We start from the raw sequence: 25,385 nt of genomic DNA on the forward strand, positions 1-25,385 counted from the left end.
TCGACTACATCGCGGTCGGCAATGTCGCCGCCGCCAGACTCGCCAGGACCGGCATGGCGAAGTCTGTTCTCGATGCCGGCTGGTCGACCTTCCGACATCAACTGGCGTACAAGGCTGTCAAGCATGGCGCGTGGTTCGAGGAAGTCGATGAAAGTTTTACTTCCCAAGCCTGTTCGAATTGCGGCGCCATGCCCGATTCGCGGCCGAAAGGTATCGCGGGCCTTGGAATAAGAGAGTGGCAGTGTAGTGTTTGCGGTTGTCGACATGATCGCGATACCAATGCTGCGATAAACATTCTCCGTCGCGGACGTGCGACGCTAGCTGTAGGAATCCCCGTTTTTTAGGGCGGGGAGGACGTCAAATGCGGTCGCTCTCCTTGCGCACGACGCGGCCGATGACGAGGCAGGCATTGCCCTGGCAGAGTTTGCGGTGGTATTTGCGCTGGTCCGGATTGTCCGACGTCAGCCACCATTTGCCGGCGTCGCGCGTCAGGCGCTTCACGACGGGTTCGCCTTCGTAGTTGAAGGCATACACGGCGCCATCCACGAGTTTCTTGTCCTGCGTGTTGATGATGACGATGTCGCCTGCGTACAGCGAGGGCTCCATGCTCTCGCCCTTGACGAGGATGGCGAGCAGGTGGTCGGGATGGTAGTTGTGACGTTCGATCCAGGTGCGCCGCATGCCGAGCGTGCCGCCGTCGCGGCGCTCCGGCTCCGCCTGGAAGCCCGTGATCCCGGCCGACAGCCGCAGCTTGACCATGCGAATCTGGACGAATTCCGCGTCGTCGTTGTCCAGCGAGCGCACGGGTATGCCTTCCTTCAGATGGTGGAAGGGGGCCTGGCGCGGATCGCCTTCGCCGGTCATCAGCCAGATGTGCGAGAACCCGAGCTCGCGCTCGATGTTCAGCGCGTAGCGGATATCCATCGACTTGATTTTCCCTGTCAGCCACTGGTTCACCACGCTCTTCGAGGCGCCGGATGCCTTCACGAGGCCAGTCTGGCCACGCTCGCCTTCCAGTTGCGGCACGGTGCGGTAAATGTGGTCGAGGCGGTCGGATAAGAGGTTCATGTTAAGTATTCTAAACTTTTTATGGTTTAGTGTTCTTGACGTCAATCAGTTTAGAGTTCTATACTCTACGTCAAATACTAAACCTTTGAAAGGGTTTTCATGGGAACGACGCACGCACGCCATACGAGCCATGCCGCAGACCCGCTGGAAGGGGCCATCGAGACGCTGCTCGGCGCAGGGCCGCGCCTTGCCGACCAGCTCGCACACGAGACCGGTTATTCACTGGCGGCGACGCGCTTGCGCCTGGACCGCCTGCTGGAGCGGGGGCGCGTCCATCGCGAGAAGGTCAACCTGGGCCAACCGCGCTGGCAATATCTCTGGCATTCCGGGCCGGCGCCGGTCCCGGCAACGTCCCCGGCAGCGGATGTGGAGACGGACGACGACCTGTTCGCGCCCGTGCAGACGAGCGTGCGCAGTTACCCGCCCGTCGGGCGGCGCGATACGCTGGTGGCCGCCTTGTTCGGGCCGGCGCGTCACCGATAACAATCAGATACAACGTCCCGGCATCGTGCTTGCGGAGGGCCGGCATGGCCGGGAGATCAAGGAGGAAGCAATGGGGTTTGCAGACCGCTATATCCAGGCGCTGGGCGCGCTGAACCTGACGAACGACGACCGGCACCATCATGCCGATCCATTGATGGCGGCGGCATTTGCTGCGGCCGAAGCGACGGGCGACATCGGCTTGTTGCTGTACCGCGTGAAGTATGCGGATCGCCTCGCCGCGAAGGCGTTCGAAGGCAATACCGCCAACCTGGCGCAGTTGCTGCGGCTGTGGACGGCGCAGGTGACCAGGCGCGGCCGCGCACGCCGCTGGGTGCCCGAAAACACCGCCTGGGACGCGCAGGCCGCGCACAAGCTGTATCGCACGGTCGCCGAGCATTCGCTCGCCTACTGGCTCGACAGTACGTGCAAGGCGTGTGCCGGTACCGGCCTGGCGCAGGCCGGCACCTGCGCCGCATGTGGCGGCAACGGCGAAGCGCCGATCGACTGTGCCGGCGGTTTCGTGCGCGAGCGGGTCAAGGACATGGTGAGCGAACTGCACAACATCGCCGCCAGCCAGGCGCGCCTGGCGAACCGCCGCCTGCGCAGCCGTTAGGCGCCGCAGCGCAGCCTGAAATTATTTCGTGTTTTAGGCTGCTGCTGTATAAAAACACAGTAGTTTTGTTTATACTTCGACCTACATTCTTTCGGCACCCGTAATGCGCGGCACCCCCGCCACCGATAGCCGAAACACGCGACAGACCCTCACAGCGGCGACGCTGCTCGCCCATCGAAAGCCCGGATCCGATCCGGGCTTTTTTTTACCTCGAACGAAAGGAAGCCATGTCCACCAACGTCATCCGTGCGCTGCTGGCCGGTGCGGCCGACCTGGGTGTACCGGCAGGCCAGGTCCTGTCCGGCGCACCGCAGCCGCATCCGGCGGTCTTGCCCACGCTGTTTGTCGCCGAACTGGCCTGCGTGCCCGAACCCGGCTCCAGCGGTCGCGGCGCAGCGGCACTCGTCACGGCCCGTGTACAGGTCACGGCCGTCAGCGCCGGCTACGACCAGACCAAGGCGCTGCTCGCGGCGGTGCGCCGCGCCTGCAACCTGCAGAGCGGCAGTATCGCCGGCCTGGACGTCGTCAGTGTCGTACGCGAGCAGACCGGGCCGGACGTCACCGACGATGCCGGCGCCTTCCGCCAGTCGCTCGAATTCGGCGTCACCTACTACGAAGCCGATTGATTCATCGATTTCGTCAACCAGCCCGCACAGCATGCGCTTGCGGGCTTTTTTTATGYCCTAAAGGAGAAACATGGGAACCGCAAGCGGAGTATTCAAGCAGGTCACTTACAAGCCCGAGACCACCTACGGCGTGCTGCCGGCGCAATCCGCCGCGCAGGCGCTGCGCCGCGTGACGTCGTCGCTCAACCTGTCCAAAGACACGTTCCAGAGCAACGAGATCCGTACCGACTTCCAGGTCGCCGATTTCCGTCACGGCCTGCGCAAGGTCGGCGGCACGATCGCCGGCGAACTGTCGGCCAAGACCTATGCTGACTTCATCGCCGCCGCGCTGAAGAAGGATTTCGCCGCCGGCGTGGCGATCTCCGGCGCCTCGATCACGGTCGCCGGCACGTCCGGCGCCTGGACCCTCACCCGCGCGACGGGTTCGTTCCTGACCGACGGCGTGAAGATCGGCGACGTCGTGCGCCTGACCGCGGGCGCGTTCAATGCCAGCAACCTCGGCAAGAACATCCTGGTCACCGGCGTCGCTGCGACCGTGCTGACCGGCCGCACGCTGAACGGCAGCGCCCTGGTTGCCGAAGGTCCGATCGCCAGCGCGACCGTGACCGTGATCGGCAAGAAGACGATGGTGCCGCAGACCGGCCATACCGACAAGTCGTTCTCGATCGAGCACTGGTTCCCGGACGTCCCGGCCAGCGAAGTGTTCAGCGGCTGCAAGGTGTCGAAGGTGTCGCTGGCCATGCCGGCCACCGGCATGTCGACGATCTCGGTGGAACTCGCCGGCAAGGATGCGACCGCGGGCGCCGCCCAGTACTTCACGAGCCCCGCGCCGGTCACCGTGACCGGCACGATGGCGGCGGTGAACGGCGTGGTGTCCGTGGGCGGCGTGTCCGGCGGCACGATCACCAGCATGAGCATCGACATCGCCTGCGGCCAGTCCAGCGAACCGGGCATCGGCGCGAACGTGGCCGACCAGGTTGCGTCCGGCCGCGTCGTCGTGACCGGCCAGCTGACGGCCAAGTTCGATTCGACCGCGCTGCGCGACGCCTTCTACAACGAATCCGAGATCTCGGCCTATGCCGTGTTCACCGCCGATAACTCGGCCGGCTCGGACTTCGTCGCCTTCAGCATCGGCCGCCTGAAGCTGAGCGATGCGGCCAAGGACGACGGCGAGAAGATCCTGATCCAGACGATCCCGTTCCAGGCCCTGCTGAACGTGAACGGCGGCACGAACTTCGCAACCGACCTCACGACCATCGCCGTGCAGGACAGCGCGCTGTAATCCGCGCCCACACCGGCCCCGGCTGCCGCCGCCCTGCGCGGGCGCGGCGGCCGGTCCGGACATCTTTATTTTTATTTTTCCACGAAAGAGAAACCATGAATGCACAACCGTCCCCTCTGCTGAACAAGCTCGTCGCCAACCTCGACATCGACGCCTTCGACGACGTCCCGAGCGGCAAGCTCGTGCTGCAAAACCCCAGGACCAAGGAGCCGACCAATACCTGGATCGAGCTGGCCAGCCCGGAACACGAATCGCGCAAGCGCATCGACCTGGCGCGCACGCGCAAGCTGCGCGCCGAGTTCGCGGCGACCGGCAAGATGCCGGCCTCGGACCCGCTCGAGGACCATGATGACGAAACCGAATACCTGGTGGCGGCCTGCCTGGGCTGGAACGTCACCCGCGCCGGCCAGCCGCTCGAGTGCACGCCGGCCAACGTGCGCGCGCTGCTGATCGATCCGACGAAGCAATGGATCCGCCAGCAGGTCCGCACCGGCATCAACAAGACCGAGCTTTTTATCGCCGACTCCGCGAAAGCCTAGCGGAGTGCTGCCGCGCCGAGTACGCACTCGCCGCGCGGCAGGGTGACGGCGCGACGTTGCGCGCCCACCTGCAGCGCGTCGCGCAGAACACGGGCGAGGTCGATCCGCGTTTGCACATCGCCTGGCCGCGGCTGGGACGCCCCGTGTGGGAGGCCTTCCGGCGCATGGGCCGGTCGCTGACGATCAACGGCCCCGGCCCGGTCACGCCGCAGGACATCCTCGCGTACCAGGCCCTGCATCGCGTCGAGTTCAGCGCGTGGGAACTGGACATGATCGACGTGTTCGATGCGATTGCGATGGAGGCGATGCACAAGGGCGATTGAGCTGCCGGTGTCGTGCGCTCTGCCGTCATTCGACGACGGTATGCGCGCATCGGCGATTTTTATTCGAGCCACCCTGGTGGTGGCTTTTTCAGTTGGAGAAGGCATGACCAATAGCGGCTCGGAAATGGGCTTTCTCGAATCGGCGGAGGCGATCACCAAAACGGTGGAAGCGGTCGAGAATCTCGGCAAGGCGTTCGAAGCGCTTGCCAAAATGTTCGACGCCCAACGTGAGTTTGACAAGCTGAGGGCACAGCTCACGTTTGTTACGGGATCGGTCGGCGATGCGGCACTGGCATTCAAGGACCTGCAGTCATTGGCCGCCGCCACGCCATTCAGTGTGGAGGAAACCGCCAAGGCGTTCATCAAGCTGCGGATGGCTGGACTGGACCCATCCGAAAAGGCATTGCGGGCATATGGCAACACGGCCGCAGGCCTCGGTGAAAGCCTGGACAAAGTCGTCGGTGCCGTCGCCGACGCAGCGCAAGGCAATTTCGAAGAGCTCGAAAAGCTCGGTATCAGCGCGGAGAAAAACGGCGGCCGCGTATCGCTGACTTTCCAGGGAGCGACCGAATCAATCGGCAATAACGCGAAGGAAATCGAGGCATATCTGCAAAAGCTGGCGAAGACGAAATTCGGCGACGCCATGGCGGTCCAGAGCGACACCCTCGATGGTGCGATCGGCAACCTGCACGATGCATGGAGCGCGTTTACGCTCAGCCTGTCGCAAGCGGGCCTCGGCGATGCCGCCCGGGCCGCGATCGAGGCCGTCACGGATGCATTGAAAGCGTTCCGCGAACATGCGGATGCCATCGTGTCCGGCCTGAAGGTCGCAGCCGAAATCGGGGCCGCGTATTTCGCCGTGTTCGTCGCCGGACCTGCCGTCGTCACGGCCGTCACGACGGTGTTTGCCGCCCTCGAACAGCAAGTGTTGCTCGTCCGCCTGGCGATGGCGATTGGTGCGAGTACCACGGACGTGCTGACGAACAGTTTCGGGGGCATGAGTGTTTCCGCACAGCTGGCGGAAGGATCGCTGTCCAAGGTGAAGCTTGCGGGCGGCTTGATGATGGCGGCCTTTGCCGGATGGGAGATCGGCAGCTGGCTGAACGACAATTTCGTCGAAGCGCGCCTGGCCGGGCTGGCGTTTGTCGAAGTCACGCTGACTGGTTGGGAACATCTCAAGTATGGCGCCCAAATGGCGTGGGAATTCATCAGTTTTGCATGGGATAAATCCGTTTCGGAAATGCAGAAATCGCTGGCTGTTTATCTGGCAGCCGCGGCCAAAGGATTTTCCATGATCGGCGCGACGGGGATCGCATCCTCCATCGATACCTATGTCGCCAAACTGGACGCGGCCGCTGCCGGACAAAAGTCGTTTGCGGAACGTACCCGGGACATCACGAAAGCGCACCAGGACTCGGTTGCCGCGATCCATAAAAACGTCGACGAACTCGCACAAAGTGAAATCGCAAACGAGGCCGCTGAACAGGCGAAGAAGAAGAAGGGACTCACGGGCGGCCTGGGGAGCTCGGCCTCCGGGACCTCTGCCAAGAGCAACGTTCAGGCTGCGAGTGGTCATCGCCAGGCGGCAGCGCCGCAAGTCCGGCAGGACCAACAGCCCGACTGGTCACTCGGGATTTCCAACGACGAGCTCTTTGGTCGGTTGCAGGACAAAAAGGGAGAGCGAGACGCGGAAGTCTCGAAGCAGATCAACGACGATTTCGAAAAGACGGTAAAGCAGGACCGGTTCGATAGACACCTGCAAGATCTGAATGCGATGGTCGAGAGCATGTCAGCCCTCGACCAGGCCGCGCAATCTGCGGCGAAAGGCATGGCGGATGCGTTTGGCAGCGTCGGGAAGGCGATCGGCGGCATGACGACCGCGCTCACGGGCTACGAGCGTACACAGGCCACGATCGCCGCGAAGCTGGCATCGGCAACGAACGATGCCGGCGGCGACAAGACCAAGATCGAGCGCGCCAATCAGGTGGCCGCAGAGGAAACGGCGCAAGCGCAGATCAAGTCGTACGGCGACATGGCTGGCGCCGCCAAAGGCTTCTTCAAGGAGAAGTCGGCTGGATACAAGCTGCTCGCAGGTATGGAGAAAGAATTTCACCTGATCCAGTTGGCCTTTCAAATGGAATCGCTGTACACCCATCTGTTTGTGACCGGCGCGAAAGCGACCGCCACGGTCTCGGGTCAGGGCGTTGAAACCGGCGCGGTCGCTGCCGGAGAGACAGCTCGCAATGCCAGCAAGATCCCAGGCGTATTCCTCTCGTTCATGAGCGCCCTCGGGCCTTGGGGTACTGCCGCTGCCGCGGCTGCAATCGCAGCCGTGTTGGGCGGTGCCTTTGGTGGTGGAGGCAAGGGTGGAGGCGTCAATCCCAACTCCGCCGAGGAGCGACAGAAGGTGCAGGGCACCGGAACCGTGCTGGGCGATTCGAAAGCCAAATCCGAGTCCATCGCGAATTCGCTCGAGATCATGAAGAAGAACTCCGAATTGGCGCTCGGCTACCAGAACTCGATGCTCACCGCGCTGAAGAACATCGCATCGGCGCTGGGCGGTGCGGCCAAGGGCATTTTGCAAACAGCAGGCATCACGGGTGGCAGCGCTTTTGGTACCGTCGCATCGTCCGACAAGGCGTTCGTCGGTGCGTCCCATACCAAGGACATTACCGATAGCGGCGTGCAGTTCTCCGGCACCTTCGGTCAGCTTCGAAGCGGGCACGGCACCGGCCGGCAGTACGAGGACGTGTACACCACCAGCGATGGCGGCATGTTCCGCTCAGGCTGGACGCGAACCGACACCAATTACAAGGCGCTGTCGGCCGAGGCGATGAAGCCCTTCTCGCTGATCTTCGACAACATGGGTGACCTGCTCGTCGATGCCGGCGTCAAGCTTGGCCAGGACAGCGCCTCGTTGACCAGGGCGATCAACAACATCAACGTGGACTTCGGCGTCAGCCTCCGCGGGCTCAAAGGGCAAGACCTTACCGACGCCCTGAACGCCGGGGTGAGCGTAGCCTTCGATAAGGTAACGACCCAGTTATTCCCGACCATCGCGCAGTTCCAGAAGATGGGCGAGGGCCTGGGCGAAACGCTGGTACGTGTCGCCTCCGATGTGCAGGGTGTGAATAGCGTGTTTGCGTCGATGGGCAAACCTCTGGGCAGCATGTCCCTGGAGGCGAAGGAACGCCTTGTCGAGGCATCTGGCGGGCTGGACGAGTTTGCGTCATCGGCCAAGTCCTTCATGCAGAACTTTTACACGGAGGCCGAGCAGCGGGACGCTACGAAAGCGAAGTTGAACCCCGTGTTGGCGCAGTATGGGCTGAGTACGGAAGGTCCGAACGCACAGAAAATGTTCAGGGACTTCGTCGTCGGGCTGGATGCCTCCACCCAGGCGGGGGCGCAAACGTACGCCATGCTGATGAATCTGCAGCAGGCATTCTTTGATGTCACCGATGCCGTAGCCAGTGAACGGAACGACCTGCAGGATCAGCTCGACGAGCTGACGATGACGTCGACTCAACTCCTGGCCAAGCAGCGCGATGCACTGGACGACAGCAACAAGGCGCTGTTCGACCAGGTACAGGCAGCCAAGCAGGTCAAGGACGCACAGGATGCGGCCAAGACCAGCCTGGGCAATTTCGTCAGCCAGATGCAGTCGTTCGCGACCACGGCAACAGGGCTGAACAGCAGCCTTGTGTTGGGAAGCCTGTCGACGCTCACGCCCGAGCAGCAGTACGTCGAGGCGCGCCGGCAGTTCGAACAGACCCGCCAGCAGGCCGCCGCCGGTGACAAGGCCGCGCAGGGCAACCTGCAGTCGACCGAACAGACCTTCCTTCAGATGTCGCAGAAGATCAACGGCGGGGACGCGCAGTATTCGTCCGACCTGGCGACCGTCATGCAGGCCAACGACCAGCTGGCCCAGTGGGCGACGCAGTCGGCCGACGTGGCGCAGGCGAGCCTGGACGCGCTGAACGATTCGGCGGCGACCCTGGCGGACATCAGCGCGACCCTGACCGCGATCGCTCAAGGCGTGCAGTACTTGCCGGCGGCGCTCGCCGGTCAGGACTTGCCGGCCTTCACCCAGTCGTCCACGCAGATCGACTACGCGCGCATGGGAACCATGGACATGGCGCCGTTGGTGGCCGAGGTCAAGGCCCTGCGTGACGAGGTGAAGGGGCTGCGCGCCGAAGCGCTCAAGCGAACGGGCGACCTGATCCAGGCAGGCGAGGCAAGCGCCGAGAAAGCGGCCGACATCGTGGTGGAGGGTGTTCGCAATGCCGCCACGGATTCGGCCTGGTCCGCGAGTAATTCAAAAAGGATCGTATCTTGATAACTGATGCACAATTCGCCGCGTGGCTGGGTGACGCCGGCGCGCAGCGCGTGATGCTGTTCGAAGTCGGCGTCAAGAGCGCCGGCGTCGACATCACGCGATACCTGTCGACGAAGGCATACGTCGGCTCGGCCGGCACGCCATATCAGGCCGTCGTCGCCGGCGGCCTGACAGTGACCGAGTCGATCTCGATGGATTCGGATACCAGCCTGTCCGCCGGCGATATCGAGATCCATAACGGCGACGGCGCGCGCGACGCCTGGCTCGACGACATCTGGGCAAATCAGCCAGTGAATGCCTTCCTCGGCGACGTGCGCTGGGATCGAGCCGACTTCCGCCAGGTCTTTGCCGGCACGGTCATCGACATTGGTTGCAAGTCGCGCGACCGGCTCAACCTGCGCCTGGCGAACAAGCTGGAGCGCCTGAACACGCCAGTCACCGACGTGAAGGTCGGCGCCGGCGCGACGAACCCTGACGCCCTGGTCCCGGTCCTGCTGGGCGAAGCCAGCAATATCAGCCCGGTGCAGACCAATCCGAACACGCTGGAGTACGCCTTCGGCGACGGCGTGAACGAGGGCGTCATCGAGGTGCGCACGGACGGCAAGCCGCGCGGTGCCGTGACCGTAACGCCGGGCACAGGACGCTTCGTGTTCTACGAGGCGGTCGGCCCGGGCGCCGTGACCTGCAGCGCGCAGGGCACGAAGTTCAACGGCGCCTACGTGAACACGATCAGCCAGCTCGTGCAATACCTGGTGACGCAACGCGGCAAGTCGACCACACGTTTCGCTGCGGCGGACCTCGATGCCGCCCAGCTGGCGGCCTTCGACACGGCGAACCCGCAGCCGGTCGGCCTGTATCTGACCGAGCGGACCAACGTTCTGGTCGCGTGCCAGCAGCTGGCACGCAGCGTCGGCGCCCAGCTGGTGATGTCGATGACGGGCAGGCTGCGCCTGATCCAGTTCGCGATGCCGACGTCGGCGACCATTGAGATCCGGCCATCGCAGCAACTTGACCGCAGCATCAGCATCGTCAACCGCACCGAGGTGGCGGCTGCCGTGAAGATCGGCTACTGCCGCAACTGGACCGTCCAGGGCAACCTGCAGACGTCTCTGCCGGATGCGCACAAGAATCTGTACGCGCAGGAGTGGTTGTCCGTGACGGCCGTCGACGCCGCCGTACAGGCGACGTACAAGCTCGATGCCGAGCCGGACCTGGTCGAGACCTGCCTGCTGCGCAAGACGGACGCGCAGGCCGAAGCCAACCGGCGCCTGGCGATTGTGATGGTGCCACGCACGACGTACCGTTTCGAAGCCACGCCGGCGCAGCTGCTCACCGAGCTCGGCCAGGCCGTGAAGCTTTTCAGTAACCATTTCGGCCTCGCCGCCGGCAAGGTCGGCATCGTGACCTCGCGCTCGGTCGATTGGGGCACTCTTCGTTCCACTCTGGAGGTAACCATCTGATGGCGACTGTCGTCAACGATCGCGACGTGCTTATCATGGGCACGGCGCCGCGCTATACCCCGCCGATCGACCGGGGCATGTTCATGACGCCGTCGAGCGCGGTGTTCAAGGTGGCGGCGGACGGGCTGACGGCTTCGCCGGCTACGTTCACGTTCACCGCGAAGCTTCTGGGCATGTCCGGCACCGTTACCTGGTCGTCCACTGGCGGCATTTCGCTTTCCGTCAGCGGCAACACCGCCACGCTCGACTTTTCCAGTTTCTCGGCCGTATCGGGCACGATCACGGCGACCATCACCGTCGAGGGTCAAAGCTACACCGCGACCGCGACCGTTTCCAGGGTGGCTGACGGCGCCGCGGGCAATGACGGCGTGAAGACGGGCGTGGCCCGTTTGTACCAGTGGGCATCCGTGGCGCCGGCGGCACCAGCCGGCACGAGCACGTTCACCTGGGCCACTGTGTCGAATGGCGGTTACACCGGAGCCGATGGGTGGAGTGCGACCGTACCCGCCAATCCGGGGACGCCGGGCCTGCGCCTGTACGTCGCCTCGAAGCCGGTGTCGGCCGCAGCGGCAGCGACCACGTCGCCCGTCAGCTATATCAACGCAACGGTCGAGGCATGGTCGCAGAACGGCGGCAATGGAGCGAACGGACTGCAATCCGCGACCGCTACCGTCTACCAGTGGGCCGCCACCATCCCGGCGGGCCCGATCGGCGCGACATCCTACACCTGGGCGACCCGCGCGTTTGGCGCGGCGCCTTCCGGCTGGTCCCTGACGCCAGGGACTTCGCCATCGGCGGGCATGACGCTGTGGGCGGCCAGTGTGCAGTTTACGGATTCTGCGGCGAACAGCACGACCGTGTTCAACTGGTCCAGCGCAAGCGTGATCGCCATTGGCTATGCCGGTACGAACGGCGGCCCTGGCCAACAGGGCGCATCGTATGTGACCGCCTATTGCGCATCGGCGACCGGCAGCGCAACGAGCGCGCCTGCGCAGACGACCGGCAAGACCAGTCTTCCTGCCGCGAACAGCGGCGGAATCACGGGCACATGGTCGGCGACTGTTCCGACGCTGACGGCGGGGCAGTACCTGTACCAGTCGGATGGCATCTACGACCCGACGACCGACAAAGTGACCTGGTCGACTCCGTATTGGTCCTCGCTCAAGGTGGCAACCCTGTCGGCGATCACAGCCAACCTGGGTGCGATCAACGCTGGCTCGATCAACCTGGGCGGCGGCACCTTCACGGTCGACAACGACGGCAACCTCGTGTGCCGCTCGATCAAGATCATGAACCCGGACGGGTCGATCATGCTGCAGGCTGGTGGCCAGCTGAACCCGGCAAATGCAGCTCCGGGCACGCTCAATAGCGACCTGACGCCTGCGATCAACTCCGCAGCGCAGACGGCCGTGTGGTCGGGCGTGTCCGGCGGCGGCAAACCGCAGGACAATGCTACCGTCGGCGCGAACGCATCGAATTTTGCCGCGACGCTCGGTGGCGACAACCTGATGAATAACAGTAGTTTCGAGGTGCAAAGCACATCGGACAACAATCGCCCGAACGGCTATTCCGCGTACAACAATGCCGGTGTTTCAGCCACGTATGTGCGGGTGGTAGGCCGCACCGGCGGCCTTGCGTACGGTTTGCGGGCTAATGCCAACGGTGCAAGCACCTTCGGTCTTGTGTCGAGCAACGTGTACATTGATGGTACCGTGACGGGCGGCGTGCAGGGGGGCTGGCAGTCTGGTAAAAACTACGTCATTTCGTTCAAAGCGAAGAAGGTGAATGGCTCGGGCTTCAGCCATATGCTCCTGCAGTGGAATAACGCCCCATCGAATACGACATGGGTGTCAAATCCTCCGCTGATGACAACGTGGCAGACTTACACGTTCCGTATTACTTGGGGGTCTGTGGTTGAGCAGTACGGACGAATCTATATCGACTGCAATGACGGCGTCGTTGTGCCGAATGACGAGATCCACATCGACGAACTGATCGTCCAGGAAGGCGATGTGTATTCGGAGTGGTTCCCCAGTTCGCGCGAAGCCAAAACTGCCGCTGATATCAGTTCGAAAGCCGCATTCTCGCCGTTCATCACCTACGACTTCAGCAACACGTCACAGGGCTGGTACGGCGAGAACGCCACGGACGTCACGCCCAATGCAAACTCGATCACGGTGACGGCGCACAACAGCGACCCGATGATTGCAGTCGATAACCTGAGTATCAACGGTGGCAAGTACGACAAGATCCGTGCGCGCATTCGTCGCATCAATGGTTCAGGTTGGGATGGCACACTGTTTTACGGTAATGCGAATCACGGTGAAGACGGCGGGTACTTCAAGGGTATTGCGCAAGACCCGACGATGGGCTTGGCTGCGACGGGGTGGGTCGTGGTTGAGTGGGATATGTCGATGTCAAGTAATCCTGCGGATTGGGCGGGCGCAACTGTGATGCATTTGCGCCTGGACCTTGGCAGTTCGGCGTCCGATGTCTTTGAAATCGACTGGATCGCTATTGGCCGTTATGGCGTCGGTTCCGACGAAGCCATGGCGGCGCTCAGTGCGATCGCGGACGACAACACGCTGTCCAGGAGCGAAAAGTCGGCAGCTTTTGCAGCTTGGCAGGCCGCTGATGCGGAMTGGGCGTCCCTGATCGCGCAGGCAGATTCGCTCGGTGTCAGCCGGAGTGCTTACAACACCGCGCATCAAAACCTGTCCGATTACCTCGTATCGATTCCTGGCGACTGGGCCAACACCACGGTCGATTCGCCGATCAACGGGGCCACATGGCGCAGCAAGTGGACCGCGTGCTATGACGAGAAGCAGAAATTACTGAACGCGATCGCGGCCAAGGCGGCCACGCTGGCGAACTGGTCCGGCGTGAGCGGTACGGGCAAACCGGCCGACAACGCGACGGTCAGCGCTGCCGATGCTGTGACGGCGCTGGGATTTAACCCTCAGTTCTCAGACTGGACGGGTACTTTCCCCGCTGGATGGACATATTGGTCGGGGTCATACCCGGTAAGGGAAACCTCAAATTTCCGCACGCCACCCTATGCAGTCAAGTACACGGTTGCAAGTAACACCGGCATGTATGCGGCGGTGAACTTCGTGACCCCCTTACCGGCGGGCACGTTCTTGCAAGGCTCGTATGACATCAACATTTTGAACAATGCCGGTGGCGGTTCGCCAGGCTACCTCATCCGGCTGTTCACCAATTCAGCATTTACGACGTTCGTTGACACCATTGTGCCTGTACCAAACAAGACCGTCTCGGGCTGGCAGCATGTGCCGTTCACAGCGCGCGTCGCTTCCGGGCAGGTGATTTGGGGTGCCACGATTTACCAGATGGCCGCATGGTCGGGGATGCCGGGCGGATTGTGGGCAGATGGTTCAGTGTGTGTGTTCGACAATTTGGCGTTCGATTTCTACGACTCGTCGACGGACAACAACGTCTTGGTGCCCAGCATCAACAGCGCCGCAACTACCGCAACCTGGAGCGGAGTCTCAGGGGCCGGCAAGCCGGAGGACAACGCCACCTTCATCCCGCCGAGCAAGGGTGTGGCCCTAAACGAAGACCCCTTCATCGAGAAACCGAGCGCATGGACGCTGGGCGCGAACATCAGTATCCAGGGCGGCACCACGGTAACCGGGGCGGCTACGGATAAGTATTTCTATAGCCCGGCATCCCCACTGGACAGCAAGGTCGAGACGGTGAAGCGTATCGCCATCGACCCGAACAAGACTTACCTGCTGACGGCCAACCTGTACAAGGACGGCGCCAATGACCGCAACACGTACATCTATGTCAACTTCTATGACAACACTGGCGCATTCCTGGGAAATGCAGGCTGGGGCGGCACCATGTCGGGTTACGTCTTCGGCGCGGTCACGATCACGGGATGGGCACGTCAAGGCGGCCAGTTCGGCGCAGGTACGGGTCGCGCAATCCCAGCTGCTGCCCGAACCTGTACAGTTGGTGTCTGGTTCAACTACAGCGGCGGTGGCTCCACAACGTCGGCGGCACAGGCCGCACAGGACATCCGGCTTGAAGCCGTCGTCACGTCTGCGATGTTGGACCCGTCGGTCAATGCCTCGATCGGCGATCGCCTGTCCAAGTCGGCGCAGAACATCCTGGCCGGCGGCGCGGGTATCTCGGCCGGCTCGCTGACCTGGGACAGCAACGGCAACCGCAACGGCGGTTATGGCGTCGGCATCAACAAGAACGGCATCGTAGCCTATGACAGTGGCGGAAATCCTACATTTACCTTGAATGGAGGCACCGGGGCGGCAATGTTCGCGGGATCGCTGTCTGGAGCCACTGGAACCTTTGCGGGTTCGTTATCCGCCGCCACCGGAACGTTTGCTGGTTCGCTGTCCGCCGCCAGCGGTTCATTTTCGGGTTCGCTATCAGCGGTCACGGGAAATTTTTACACCCTCACGATCGCGTCTGGCGGCTACCTGCGGTCTTCCAATTTCTCGTCAGGCAGTGCAGGTTTTTCTTTCAACGCTGATGGCTCCGCTGAACTGGGGGTCCTGAGTATTCGTGGAGCACCAACCGGCCCCGTCTCGAACACGTTCAACCCATGCACTACGACCGAAACAACCCTTGTGACTCTGGCGAGTGGTACGGGTCTCACTGGGGCGCATAAGGTTGCTATCACCGTTACTGGGGAGATCCACAGCCAGAGCGGCCAGCCCGGCGCTTGCATCATGACCCTGTACCGGGGAACGGCTGCGGGCAGTGAAACAACTCAGGTAGCGCAATGGACCGCGTACGCCTCCACCCCCAACGGCAGTACGTGGAACTCGACAACCACGTATGTAAGTAATACCTATGAATTCAGTGTTGCGGCTGATTCAAATCGGACGGGAGCTGGAGTCTATTTCAAGGTAACTGCGTATGTCGGTAGCCAAGGGAACGTAACCTCCAACAGCTACGCCAACGTCACTATTTCCACCAACGTCAAAAGTTCGACACTATGAACCAATGCAACTACGCTTACCTCGACGAAGATGGCTGGGTACGCCAATGGTCGGGGGCACACCGCCCTGAGATACTCCCGTTCGGTGGAACGGGGCCGTATATGGCCACCCCCGTCGACGGTCTGTATATCGACCTGCTGCCGGAAGGCTTCGAGGCAAAGCAATATCTGCGCAAGGTCAATGGCGCCTATGTCGACATGACACCAAGCGATTCGGCGCCGTCACCGACCTGCGAGATTCGCCAATCCGGTGATGCTCTTGTCTGGGTTGAAACCCAGTCGCTGGCGAGCGCGGTAGCAGCGGCGATCGTCACGATCGACGGTACCGCCGATCTGGTTCGACTTGAGGTTATTTCTAAACAAACAAACACGGAGGAATACAAGCGGTCCGAGCAGCAGGCGCGTGCGTTCAAGGCTGCCGGTTATCCGTCCGACGATGTTCCTTCCTGCGTCGCCAGCTGGGTCAGGGCCAAGTATCGGGAAGGCTGGACCGCCCGGCAAGCGGCCGACGACATCATTGCCACCGCCGACCGTTGGTACGTCATCCTCGACGCCATACGCGATCTGCGCCTCTGCGCGAAGGAGGATGTCCGGCACGGGGCGAGCAACGGCGACGTGGCGGCACGCGTCCTGCAGTTCAAATCCGATCTCGCAACCCTGACAACGGAGGTTTCATGAGCAACCTGCGCATCGTATCCGACAACGCGGCCGATCGTGCAACGCTGACTGCGAGCAGCACGGCCGGCGCCCTGGCGGTGGCCAATCTGCAGACGGACACGAAGTCCGACGTCTGGCGTGCCACCGGGATCGCCGCGTCAATCTATGCCGCCTGGCCGACGCCGGAAACCGTCCAGGCCGTCGCGCTCCCGTTCTGCAACCTTTCGCCAACGGCGACGATGCGCGTACGGCTGACGAACGAGCCGGCGGTCACGAACATGCTCACCACGAGCGAGGCGATGTCTGCCTCGCCGTGGACGCGCACGAATTGCATCGCCACCCCGTGCGCGACCACTGCACCGGATGGCTCGTTCAATGCCCAGTTCGTGCGTGAGGACGTTACGGCTGGCGTTGCCCACGAGCTGCGCACGCCGACCATCTCGCTTGCTGCTGGCACCCCATACGCGATGTCGGTATTTGCAAAGCAGGGAACACGGCGCTATGTGCGCGTCGGGTTCTCCTCGGTTTTCAGTGCGGTCGCCTTTTCAGCCTACGTCATCTTTGACTTGCAGACCGGAGCGATCTCCAGCTCTGCGGGCGCAGGCGTCACAGGGGCAATCACATCTTATGGAAATGGCTGGTACCGCTGCGTCGTGTTCTTCATCCCCTCGAAGGCTACCTCCGGAACCAACTACATCGGACTCCAGTCGGACGCAGTCACGACGACGTATACCGGAGACGGGGTGAGTGGCCTGTACCTGTGGGGTGCGCAGCTTGAGGCTGTTCCGTCCACGCTCGGAAGTGAGCTCATAACGAACGGAACGTTTGACTACACGATCAACGGCTGGACGGTTACGGTGGCGGGAACGTCGAGTGTGAACTGGAGCAGCACCGGCGGGGGCGCAGCGGCCCTGGCTGGTGATGGCAGTAACAACGCCAACCTGTCCCAAAGTTTTGCCACTGTCCCCGGGGCTACGTACTGCGTCAGCTTCTCTGCCGCCAGCCTGGGCGTGCTGATGCGCGTTGGCACGACGGTAAACTCTTCCAACGTGTACAGCTCGGGGACGATCAATGTGGGGACCTATGCCATCACGTTCGTGGCGACGTCTACCACTTCCTGGCTGACGTTCGCGCGGGGCTCCACGGGCTCGACTTACATCGATAACGTCAGCGTCAAGCAACTGGCGTACACGCCCGCAGCGACCAGCTACTACCCGTCGGCAGACGCCTTCACCTCGAGGGCCTCGACCGCTACGTACATGTCCGGCGACGGAACACTGAAGGTGGCCGCAAATGACGTGGCCCGTTGGACCTATAACCCGAACAACCTCTCCGCTCCGCCGAAGCTCCGGCTCGAGGTCGCATCGACCAACCTTGTGACGGCCTCCGGCACCCTGACGACTGGGTGGAGCGGCAATGCCAGCGTGACGCCTGCCACGGGCACGACCTACCGGGGCTTCGACACCTACCAGGTACTGGCAAAAACGACGAGCGGTTCCAACGAGCAAAAAGCCGTTAGCGTTGGAACAGTATCTGCCGGCGGAAAGCTGACCGCCACGATTGCCCTTCGGGCCGGCGCGGTGACGACTGTGTCTGTCGGGCTCTACGACACGACTTCCGGCGGTCCTTTGTGGGGTGCGAATGCCGATTCCGTGTGCCTGACTCTGGAAGGGCCTGGCACTGTCGGGGGCCAGAATGGCGGACTGTTCTTGATCGCCAACCTGTCGGCTACGGTGGACACCGTTGTCCAGATTACCCGAAATTACGTCAACGCCTCAACGGGGGCCTCTTTTATTGTCTACCCCGACTCGAGCGCCTCGACGGTACTCGGCGCATCAATCCTTGCCACGCGGGTACAGGTCGAGGCGCAGACGTGGCCCTCGTCCTATATCCCTACCACGACCGCGGCCGTGACGCGCGCGGCCGACGTCTGGGCCAGCCCGCTGGGCACTCGGCCGCCTGGGTTCATCGACGGCTGGCAGTCATACGCCTATGACAGCGGCGCCGCGCCGGCCTGCCCGGCACCGGCGGTGACGCTGCGTGGCTGGACAGCAGCCCAAGCCGCCAGCGCGTACGCCTACGGTGGAGGCGCCTTTGCACGCACGTGGCTGCCCGCGGCCGTGCAGGCGTACGGCATGGCGGTCGACATCGTCGACACGAACAACCTGCAGGGCTACGTCGAGGCTGCACGCCTGGTGGCGGGGCCGTACTGGTCGCCGGCGTACAACGCGTCGGATGCGACGATGACCTCGGTGGATACGACGGAGCTTTACCGCACCGACGCCGGCGACCAGGGCGCCAACGCCGGCTACACGTACCGCCGCGTACCGGTCAGCCTGTCGGCCATGCCGGCGTCCGACCGCGCGGCGCTCGCGGGCATCCTGCGCAACAGCCGGGCGTATCCGATCCTGTTGAGCTTGTTCCCGGGTTCGGCAGATCTCTCGCTTGAGCGCGACAACATGGTCTACGGCCGCCGCAGCAAAGATGCCGACGTCGCGATCCAGTACGCCGCGGCTTACTCAACCACCATTGAAATCGAGGAGATCTGATGGCGAAGTTCATGGCAGCCTTCTACAAAGGTACGCACGCCGGCGTGCCGGGCATCTACAACCGCCTGGCGCGCTGGTGGACGCGCAGTCCCTACTCGCACGTCGAGCTGATCTTCTTCGATGGTGGTCCGGGCGCCGACAGCCAGGCGGCGTCATCGTCCTACATGGATGGCGGCGTGCGGTTCAAATGGTTCGAGGTCGATCCGGACCTGTGGGACCTTGTCGACCTGCCTGGCCACCTGGCGGAGCCGGCCCTGGCGTGGTTCGATGCGCACGAGGGAGAGGGATACGACCTGCCCGGCAACGTGCATTTCGTCCTGTCGGCTGTTGGCGACGACAAGCGCAAATGGTTCTGCAGCGAGGCCGTTGCCGCGGCCCTCGGCATGCCGGATCCGGCCCGATTCGATCCCGGGACGCTGTATGCGGCCCTCAGCTTCCTCCGCGAGCCCGCAAATGCGGGTTTTTTTACGCCCATATCAAGGCAAGCATGAATCAACCAAGCGCACCTGAAGCCGGCAGCTACGCCGGCGCCGTCGTGGCGATCGTGGCATCGCTGACCTTCACGCAATGGGGCATTATCGTCGGCATCATCACGGCGCTGGCGACGTTTTTCCTCAACGCGCTCTACATGCACCGCCGGGATCGGCGTGAGCAACGCGAAACCGAAGCCACGTTGGCCCGGTTGGGTGCCAAGTCATGATGGCACGTATCAAGACATGCCTGGAACTGGCGCGCAAGAACGTATGGGGCGCGCTGCTGATCCTGTACCCGTTCGCCGACCGGATCATCTCCACGGTGGAGGGCTGGATGCCGGCCCTCGCGCCGCATCTCGGTGCCAATACGTTCCGCTACATGGGCTTGGCCATGGTCGCGGCCAAGGTGGCGTTGCAGGTGTATCGCGGCTGGCTGCAGCTCGGCGCATTCCTGGCGAACGAAGGGAGGGAGTGAATGGCGGCCGATCAGACTACCATGCGACCTCGGCGCAGGCTACTCGCCCTGGTTGGTGCCGTCGCGGCCACCGCGCTGCTGGCGTTTGTTCCCGTGCAGGAGGGGCGCGCCCTCAAGACGTACCGCGATATTGGCGGCATGCTGACCTACTGCGACGGGGCCACGGAGAACGCGCAGCCTGGCAAGAGCTACACGCTGGCCGAATGCGACGCCCAGCTGGATCGCGACCTGGAGCGGCACGCCGTCGGCATCGCGACGTGCGTGCCGCTGGACCGGCTCACGGACGGCCAGAAGGTGGCGTTCGTCGACGCCGCCTACAACATCGGCGTGCAGGCGTTCTGCGGTTCGAGCATGGCGCGCAAGGTCAATGCCGGCGACATGGCCGGTGCATGCGATGCGCTGCTGCAGTGGAATAAGGTAGCCGGCCGCGAAGTGGCGGGGCTGACCCGCCGCCGGCAGCGCGAGCGCGAATTGTGCATGCGGGGCCTGCCATGATCGCCGCCATCCTTGAACGCCTCGGCGTGCCGCGCTGGCGAGCGAGGGCGCTGCGGCGTCGAAGATCCCTTGGGAAGGGGCAGCGCAATCGATGGGGGGAGAACAGCTATGAGCAGACCAGGCATCCTCGGCGTGGCGAGCTATGTTGCCGGCATGGCATCGATCGGGGCGTCGCTGACCCTGGCGGACGTCGGCACGGCCGTCGGGATCGCGACTGCCGTCCTGACCTGTGTGACCAATGCCGTCTATACCTACCGGCGTGACCGGCGCGAGCAACGGGAGTGCGAAGCGCGGCTGGCGCAGTTGGAACGGCAGGCGTAAACTCAGGATCAGCACGATGAATCAGGACGTCCGTCATGCCGGACGGCACTACCCGACGAGGCGCGCGTGGTGCGGGGAGGTTACGTGAAGGAACCATCCGATACGAGGGAAACGTCGACCGACACCGGTCCGGCCGGAGACCCCTTGCGCAAGCCAAACGGCAGCCCGGCGTTCCGGCCCATGCTGTGGTACTGGCTGTTCGCCATCGTCCTGTTCATGCTGGTCCAGTCGGTAACGAACTTGATGACGTCGTCGCCACTGGCGTACAGCGAATTCAGGCAGCTCGTCCACGCCGGTAAGGTCAACGAGGTCACGCTGTCCGAGACGGGCGTGTCCGGCACGCTGAAGTCCGGCGGACTCGACGCCGTGCTGCCGCGGGAGCGTGCCGCAGCGCTCAAGTGCAACGATGCGGGGCTGTGTCCATTCAGCACGACGCGCGTGGACGACCCGGACCTCGTCAAGGACCTCGACGCGGCGCACGTGCGCTACGCCGGCGAACCGCACAGCGAATGGCTGATGCTGCTGTCGTGGATGTTGCCACTGGTACTGCTGTTCTGGATGTACGGCAGCCTGGTCAAGCGGGGCGGGATGGCCGCCGGGTTGTTTGACGTAGGCAAGAGCCGGGCGCGCGTCTATATGCAGAGCAAGACCGGCGTCAGTTTCAACGACGTGGCCGGCATCGACGAGGCGCGCGACGAGTTGATGGAAATCGTCGAGTTCCTCAAGAACCCGCAGCGCTACCGGCGGCTCGGCGGGCGCATTCCGAAAGGCGTGCTGATCATCGGTCCGCCCGGCACCGGCAAGACGCTGCTGGCGCGGGCGGTGGCGGGCGAGGCCGGCGTGCCGTTCTTTTCGATCAGCGGCTCGGAATTCGTCGAGATGTTCGTGGGCGTCGGCGCCGCACGCGTACGCGACCTGTTCGTGCAGGCGCAAAAGGTGGCGCCCTGCATCATCTTCATCGATGAACTCGACGCGCTGGGCCGTGCGCGCGGCGTGGCGGGCGTCGTCGGCGGCTACAACGAGCAGGAACAGACGCTCAACCAGTTGCTCGTCGAGATGGACGGCTTCGGCACCAACAAGGGCGTGATCATCCTCGCCGCCACGAACCGCCCGGAGATCCTCGACCAGGCCCTGCTGCGGCCCGGCCGCTTCGACCGCCACGTCGCGCTCGACCGGCCCGACCTGAAAGGGCGCCAGAAGATCCTGCAGGTGCATGCCCGCCAGGTCAGCCTGGCGCCCGACGTGGACCTGGGCGCCGTGGCCGCCAGGACGCCGGGCCTGTCCGGTGCCGACCTCGCCAACCTGATCAACGAAGCCGCGCTGCTGGCGGCACGACGCGGCAAGGACAGGGTCGAGCGGGCCGAGCTGGACGAGGCCGTCGACCGTGTCATCGCAGGCCTGGAAAAGCGCTCGCGCCTCATCAATCCGATGGAAAAGGAAACGGTCGCCTACCATGAGGCGGGACATGCGCTGACGGCGGAGTTCCGGCCGCATGCCGACCAGGTGGCCAAGGTGTCGATCATCCCGCGCGGCATCGCCGCGCTCGGCTACACCCAGCAACTGCCTACCGAGGACCGTTACCTGCTGAAGAAAAGCGAATTGCTGGACCGGATGGACGTGTTCCTCGGCGGACGGGTGGCCGAGGAACTCGTGTTCGGCGACGTCTCCACGGGAGCGCAGAACGATTTGCAGATGGCGACCGACCTCGCGCGCCACATGGTCGCGCAATACGGCATGAGCGAACGTGTCGGGCTCGCGACGTTCGAGCACGCCGGCGCGTCGTACGTGCCGGCGCCGGTGCAGAACGCGCCGTACAGCGAGCGCACGGCACGCCTGATCGATGGGGAAGTCGCGCGGTTGCTCGAGGAAGCGCACCAACGGGTGCGGACCACGTTGCGCGAGCAGCGGCCGCTGCTCGATGCGCTGGCCCGGCTGTTGCTCGACCAGGAGACCGTCGAGCGCGATGCGCTGCAGGCGCTCGTGCACGCGCACGCGACCCGGTCCGACGCCGGCATGCCCGACGCCGGTATGCCCGACGCCGGCACGCCTGCAGCCGGTATGCTGACGTTCCCGTCGCCGGCCGAGCGCGACCCCCAGGTGCCGGCGCGCACGCCGTCCGGACGCTGATTCACGAGGCGGCATCGGCGCGTCTCCGGTCAGGTGGACACGGGGGCGTCCGGCGTGGCGGCCGGCGCAACCGTCGCGGACGGTCGCGCCGTGCCCAGCAGCTCGCGCACGGCGGCGGCGACGCGTTCGGGCGCGACCCCGGCGAGACAGGCCTGATGGCCTTCCGGACACGTGCTCTTGTAGCAGAAGCGGCAAGGCACGTCGTGGAACAGGACGCGGCTGCGCACGTGCCACGGCGTGTGCTGGGGATTGGTCAGCGCATACAGGTCGACCACCGGTGTGCCCACGGCGGCGGCCATGTGGGCCGGTCCGGTGTTGTTGGTCACGACGACGGCCGCGAGTTGCAGCGCCGCGCCCAGTTCGCCCAAGGTCAACCGGCCTGCGAGCGAGATGGCGGGCACGGCGCTCGCGAACTGGATCTGGTCGACCAGTTCGCTTTCCGCCGCATTGCCCGTGAGGACCAGCGGCAGTTGCGGATCGTGCGCCAGCAGGCGCAGCAACTGCGCCCAGTGTCCGGACGGATAGCGGCGCGACGCGGCGCTGGCGCCCGGGTGCAGCAGGAGATAGGGCCGGTCCGGATCGATGCCGGCGGCACCGAGGCGCGTCCGTGTCGAGACGACGTCGGTCGGCCGCGGGATGAACGACAGCCCGGGTGCGGGGCTGCGGCATCCGACCCGTTGCACGAGGGCCAGCTGGCGTTGCACCTCGTGCCGCACGATGGCGGCCGGCTCGGGATCGGGGATCCAGTCGGTCAGCAGGCCATAGGGATTCTCGCGGCAATGGGCCAGGCGCAGCGGGATGCCGGCCAGCTGGCACAGTAGCGCGGCCGGCAGCGCGCTTTGCGTGTACGTGGTGAAGATCACGGCGGCGTCGAAGCCGCGTGCGGCGAGCGTGGCGACCAGCGCCAGTCCATCCGTGTGCATAGTCGGTACGGGCGCGCAGTTCGACCACGGCGCCTCCCATGCGATGGCGTCAATCAGTTCCGGGATGAAGGGCAGGGCAGCGGCGCCGGATGGCGAGCCGAGCAGGGTCAGGGTGCGGCCGGGCACCCCCTGGCGCAGTGCGCGCATGGCCGGGGTGCACATCAGCACATCGCCGAGCGAATCGAGGCGCACGCAGAGGATGCGCCGGGCCTGTTGCCATGGGGCGGTCACGCTGGATCTCCATGGCTGGCGATCAGCACGGCGGCCGTGTACAGGTCGGGCGCCATGCGCGTCGGCACGCGGCGCGGGCCCAGCCGCCATTCCGTCTCGTTGCCATTGTCGATGAGGATCGTGCGGCAGCCAGCGCGGTTGCCGGCCTCGACGTCGTGCAGGATGTCGCCCACCATCCACGACGCACGCAGGTCGATGCCATAGTCGTGCGCCGCCTTCAGCAACAGGCCCGGCAGCGGCTTGCGGCAATGGCATGCGGCGGCCCACGGCGTCACCGTGCCTTCCGGGTGATGCGGGCAAAAATAAAAGCCGTCGAGTGCCAGCTGCTCGCGCAGCAGCAGGTCGCGCAGGCGGCCGCTGACGATTTCCATCGCCGCGGCGGCGAAGTGGCCGAATGCGATGCCGGGCTCGTTGGTGACGACGAACAGGCGGTAGCCCAGCCGCACCAGCAGGCGCAGCGCGGGACCGGCGCCGCGGCACAGAGTGACGCGTTCCGGTTCGACGCTGTTTGGCACGTCGTCAACGAGCGTGCCGTCCTTGTCGAGGAATACGGCTTTCAAATGCGCGGCTTTCATGGCCAGGAAGTTTCGTGCACGGGCAGGACGGTCAGTTCCGCGATCACGCTTTCGCGCGGCAGCAGCAGCGCGTGCCGGATGGCGAGGGCGACGCTCGTGGGATCCTGGAGCCGGGTGGGGTCGAGGTCGGGGAAGCGCTCGAGCAGGAACGGCGTGCGCATGCCGCCCGCGACGACGGCCGTGACGCGGATCCCGTGCGGCCGCAGCTCGGCATGCAGCGCGTGCGACAGGCCCAGCAGGCCCCATTTGCTGGCGTGATAGGCGCTGGCGTTCGGCCAGGCGCGCGTGGCCGCTGTGGAGGCGACGTTGACGATGTCGCCGGCGCCCTGCCGGCGCATCTGCGCGGCGGCGTGCTTGGCCAGCAGGAACGGACCGTTCAGGTTGGTGTCGATGACGCGCAGCCACGCCTGTTCGGACAGTTCGGACACGGGCAGGGTGATATCGGTACCGGCGTTGTTGACGAGAATGTCGAGCCGCCCCATCGTCGCGATGCAGCGCTCGACGGCGGCGCGCGCGGCGCCCGGGTGGCCGACGTCGAGCGCGAGCGCCCTGGCGCGCACGCCATGGGCCAGCAGCGCCGGCATGCACGCCTGCAGCGCATCGGCGCGGATGTCGGCCGCGACGATGTCACAGCCCTCCTGGGCCAGCATGGCGGCCAGCGCGGCGCCCAGCCCGCTGGCGGCGCCCGTGACGAGCGCGACCTTGCCCTGCAGGGCCGGATGCGCGTGGGTTGGGTGTGCTGCGGTGGAGATGTCGAGGTCGGCCATGCTGGCTCCCAGGGTTGGTCAGGTCGCGTCATGCGAAGCGGGACGAAGGCAACGCGACGGATTCGACCGGGAGAA

At 64.3% G+C, this 25,385-nt stretch carries 22 protein-coding genes; 18 read left to right on the forward strand and 4 right to left on the reverse strand.

Annotated elements, in window-relative coordinates; all coding sequences use genetic code 11:
• Nucleotides 1-344: RNA-guided endonuclease InsQ/TnpB family protein (locus AC1DYX_RS03880; RefSeq protein WP_477256452.1), on the forward strand; the 344-nt coding region annotated here is incomplete at its 5' end.
• Nucleotides 345-357: 13 nt separating this feature from the next.
• On the opposite strand, the gene AC1DYX_RS03885 is transcribed toward AC1DYX_RS03880, so the two are convergent.
• Nucleotides 358-1,068: a LexA family transcriptional regulator gene (locus tag AC1DYX_RS03885; protein WP_477256455.1), complete on the reverse strand. Its 711-nt coding sequence runs from the start codon at nt 1,066-1,068 to the stop codon at nt 358-360.
• 99 nt (nt 1,069-1,167) lie between these two features.
• Between AC1DYX_RS03885 and AC1DYX_RS03890 the strand changes: the two genes are divergently transcribed.
• The 17 genes from AC1DYX_RS03890 (at nt 1,168) to ftsH (ending at nt 22,814) form a co-directional block, all read left to right on the forward strand.
• Entirely contained in the window at nt 1,168-1,551 is a 384-nt protein-coding gene (locus AC1DYX_RS03890; RefSeq protein WP_477256457.1) for a hypothetical protein, read from the forward strand.
• 70 nt (nt 1,552-1,621) lie between these two features.
• Nucleotides 1,622-2,164: a hypothetical protein gene (locus AC1DYX_RS03895; RefSeq protein ID WP_477256459.1), complete on the forward strand. Its 543-nt coding sequence runs from the start codon at nt 1,622-1,624 to the stop codon at nt 2,162-2,164.
• 227 nt (nt 2,165-2,391) lie between these two features.
• On the forward strand, nt 2,392-2,790 hold the full coding sequence (gene gp17, locus AC1DYX_RS03900) for a tail completion protein gp17 (RefSeq protein WP_477256461.1): 399 nt from the start codon (nt 2,392-2,394) through the stop codon (nt 2,788-2,790).
• Between the two features lie 70 nt (nt 2,791-2,860).
• A complete protein-coding gene (locus AC1DYX_RS03905) occupies nt 2,861-4,072 on the forward strand; it encodes a phage tail tube protein (RefSeq protein WP_477256463.1) in 1,212 nt (403 codons plus the stop codon).
• Between the two features lie 95 nt (nt 4,073-4,167).
• Nucleotides 4,168-4,611: a hypothetical protein gene (locus AC1DYX_RS03910; RefSeq protein ID WP_477256465.1), complete on the forward strand. Its 444-nt coding sequence runs from the start codon at nt 4,168-4,170 to the stop codon at nt 4,609-4,611.
• Nucleotides 4,612-4,667: 56 nt separating this feature from the next.
• Nucleotides 4,668-4,934, forward strand: coding sequence for a phage tail assembly chaperone (locus tag AC1DYX_RS03915; RefSeq protein ID WP_477256467.1), 267 nt, complete (start codon nt 4,668-4,670; stop codon nt 4,932-4,934).
• A 40-nt stretch (nt 4,935-4,974) separates the two neighbouring features.
• Nucleotides 4,975-9,270 (forward strand): hypothetical protein, encoded by a 4,296-nt coding sequence (locus tag AC1DYX_RS03920; protein WP_477256469.1) that lies wholly within the window; start codon nt 4,975-4,977, stop codon nt 9,268-9,270.
• A complete protein-coding gene (locus AC1DYX_RS03925) occupies nt 9,267-10,730 on the forward strand; it encodes a hypothetical protein (RefSeq protein ID WP_477256470.1) in 1,464 nt (487 codons plus the stop codon). The genes AC1DYX_RS03920 and AC1DYX_RS03925 overlap by 4 nt, the downstream gene beginning before the upstream one ends.
• Nucleotides 10,730-15,718 (forward strand): hypothetical protein, encoded by a 4,989-nt coding sequence (locus AC1DYX_RS03930; RefSeq protein WP_477256473.1) that lies wholly within the window; start codon nt 10,730-10,732, stop codon nt 15,716-15,718. The genes AC1DYX_RS03925 and AC1DYX_RS03930 overlap by 1 nt, the downstream gene beginning before the upstream one ends.
• Nucleotides 15,719-15,819: 101 nt before the next feature.
• On the forward strand, nt 15,820-16,395 hold the full coding sequence (locus AC1DYX_RS03935; RefSeq protein ID WP_477256475.1) for a hypothetical protein: 576 nt from the start codon (nt 15,820-15,822) through the stop codon (nt 16,393-16,395).
• Entirely contained in the window at nt 16,392-18,923 is a 2,532-nt protein-coding gene (locus tag AC1DYX_RS03940; protein WP_477256477.1) for a phage head spike fiber domain-containing protein, read from the forward strand. The genes AC1DYX_RS03935 and AC1DYX_RS03940 overlap by 4 nt, the downstream gene beginning before the upstream one ends.
• Entirely contained in the window at nt 18,923-19,414 is a 492-nt protein-coding gene (locus AC1DYX_RS03945; RefSeq protein WP_477256479.1) for a hypothetical protein, read from the forward strand. Before AC1DYX_RS03940 ends, AC1DYX_RS03945 begins: the two co-directional genes overlap by 1 nt.
• Nucleotides 19,411-19,623 carry an HP1 family phage holin gene (locus tag AC1DYX_RS03950; protein ID WP_477256481.1) on the forward strand — a complete coding sequence of 71 codons (213 nt, stop codon included), beginning with the start codon at nt 19,411-19,413 and terminating at the stop codon, nt 19,621-19,623. Before AC1DYX_RS03945 ends, AC1DYX_RS03950 begins: the two co-directional genes overlap by 4 nt.
• Nucleotides 19,620-19,871 (forward strand): hypothetical protein, encoded by a 252-nt coding sequence (locus tag AC1DYX_RS03955; RefSeq protein WP_477256483.1) that lies wholly within the window; start codon nt 19,620-19,622, stop codon nt 19,869-19,871. The genes AC1DYX_RS03950 and AC1DYX_RS03955 overlap by 4 nt, the downstream gene beginning before the upstream one ends.
• A 21-nt stretch (nt 19,872-19,892) precedes the next feature.
• A complete protein-coding gene (locus AC1DYX_RS03960; protein ID WP_477256485.1) occupies nt 19,893-20,366 on the forward strand; it encodes a lysozyme in 474 nt (157 codons plus the stop codon).
• A 108-nt stretch (nt 20,367-20,474) separates the two neighbouring features.
• A complete protein-coding gene (locus AC1DYX_RS03965; protein ID WP_477256487.1) occupies nt 20,475-20,687 on the forward strand; it encodes a holin in 213 nt (70 codons plus the stop codon).
• 180 nt (nt 20,688-20,867) lie between these two features.
• Nucleotides 20,868-22,814 carry an ATP-dependent zinc metalloprotease FtsH gene (ftsH, locus tag AC1DYX_RS03970; RefSeq protein WP_477256517.1) on the forward strand — a complete coding sequence of 649 codons (1,947 nt, stop codon included), beginning with the start codon at nt 20,868-20,870 and terminating at the stop codon, nt 22,812-22,814.
• A 29-nt stretch (nt 22,815-22,843) separates the two neighbouring features.
• On the opposite strand, the gene AC1DYX_RS03975 is transcribed toward ftsH, so the two are convergent.
• Genes AC1DYX_RS03975 through AC1DYX_RS03985 form a run of 3 tightly spaced genes read right to left on the reverse strand, consistent with a single transcriptional unit; the run spans nt 22,844 to nt 25,310 of the window.
• Entirely contained in the window at nt 22,844-23,968 is a 1,125-nt protein-coding gene (locus AC1DYX_RS03975; protein WP_477256489.1) for a glycosyltransferase family 9 protein, read from the reverse strand.
• On the reverse strand, nt 23,965-24,543 hold the full coding sequence (locus tag AC1DYX_RS03980) for a D-glycero-alpha-D-manno-heptose-1,7-bisphosphate 7-phosphatase (RefSeq protein WP_477256491.1): 579 nt from the start codon (nt 24,541-24,543) through the stop codon (nt 23,965-23,967). The genes AC1DYX_RS03975 and AC1DYX_RS03980 overlap by 4 nt, the downstream gene beginning before the upstream one ends.
• On the reverse strand, nt 24,540-25,310 hold the full coding sequence (locus AC1DYX_RS03985) for an SDR family oxidoreductase (RefSeq protein ID WP_477256493.1): 771 nt from the start codon (nt 25,308-25,310) through the stop codon (nt 24,540-24,542). Before AC1DYX_RS03985 ends, AC1DYX_RS03980 begins: the two co-directional genes overlap by 4 nt.
• Between the last annotated feature and the right edge of the window lie 75 nt (nt 25,311-25,385).

It is taken from the genome of Massilia sp. P2_C2, from assembly GCF_056404615.1.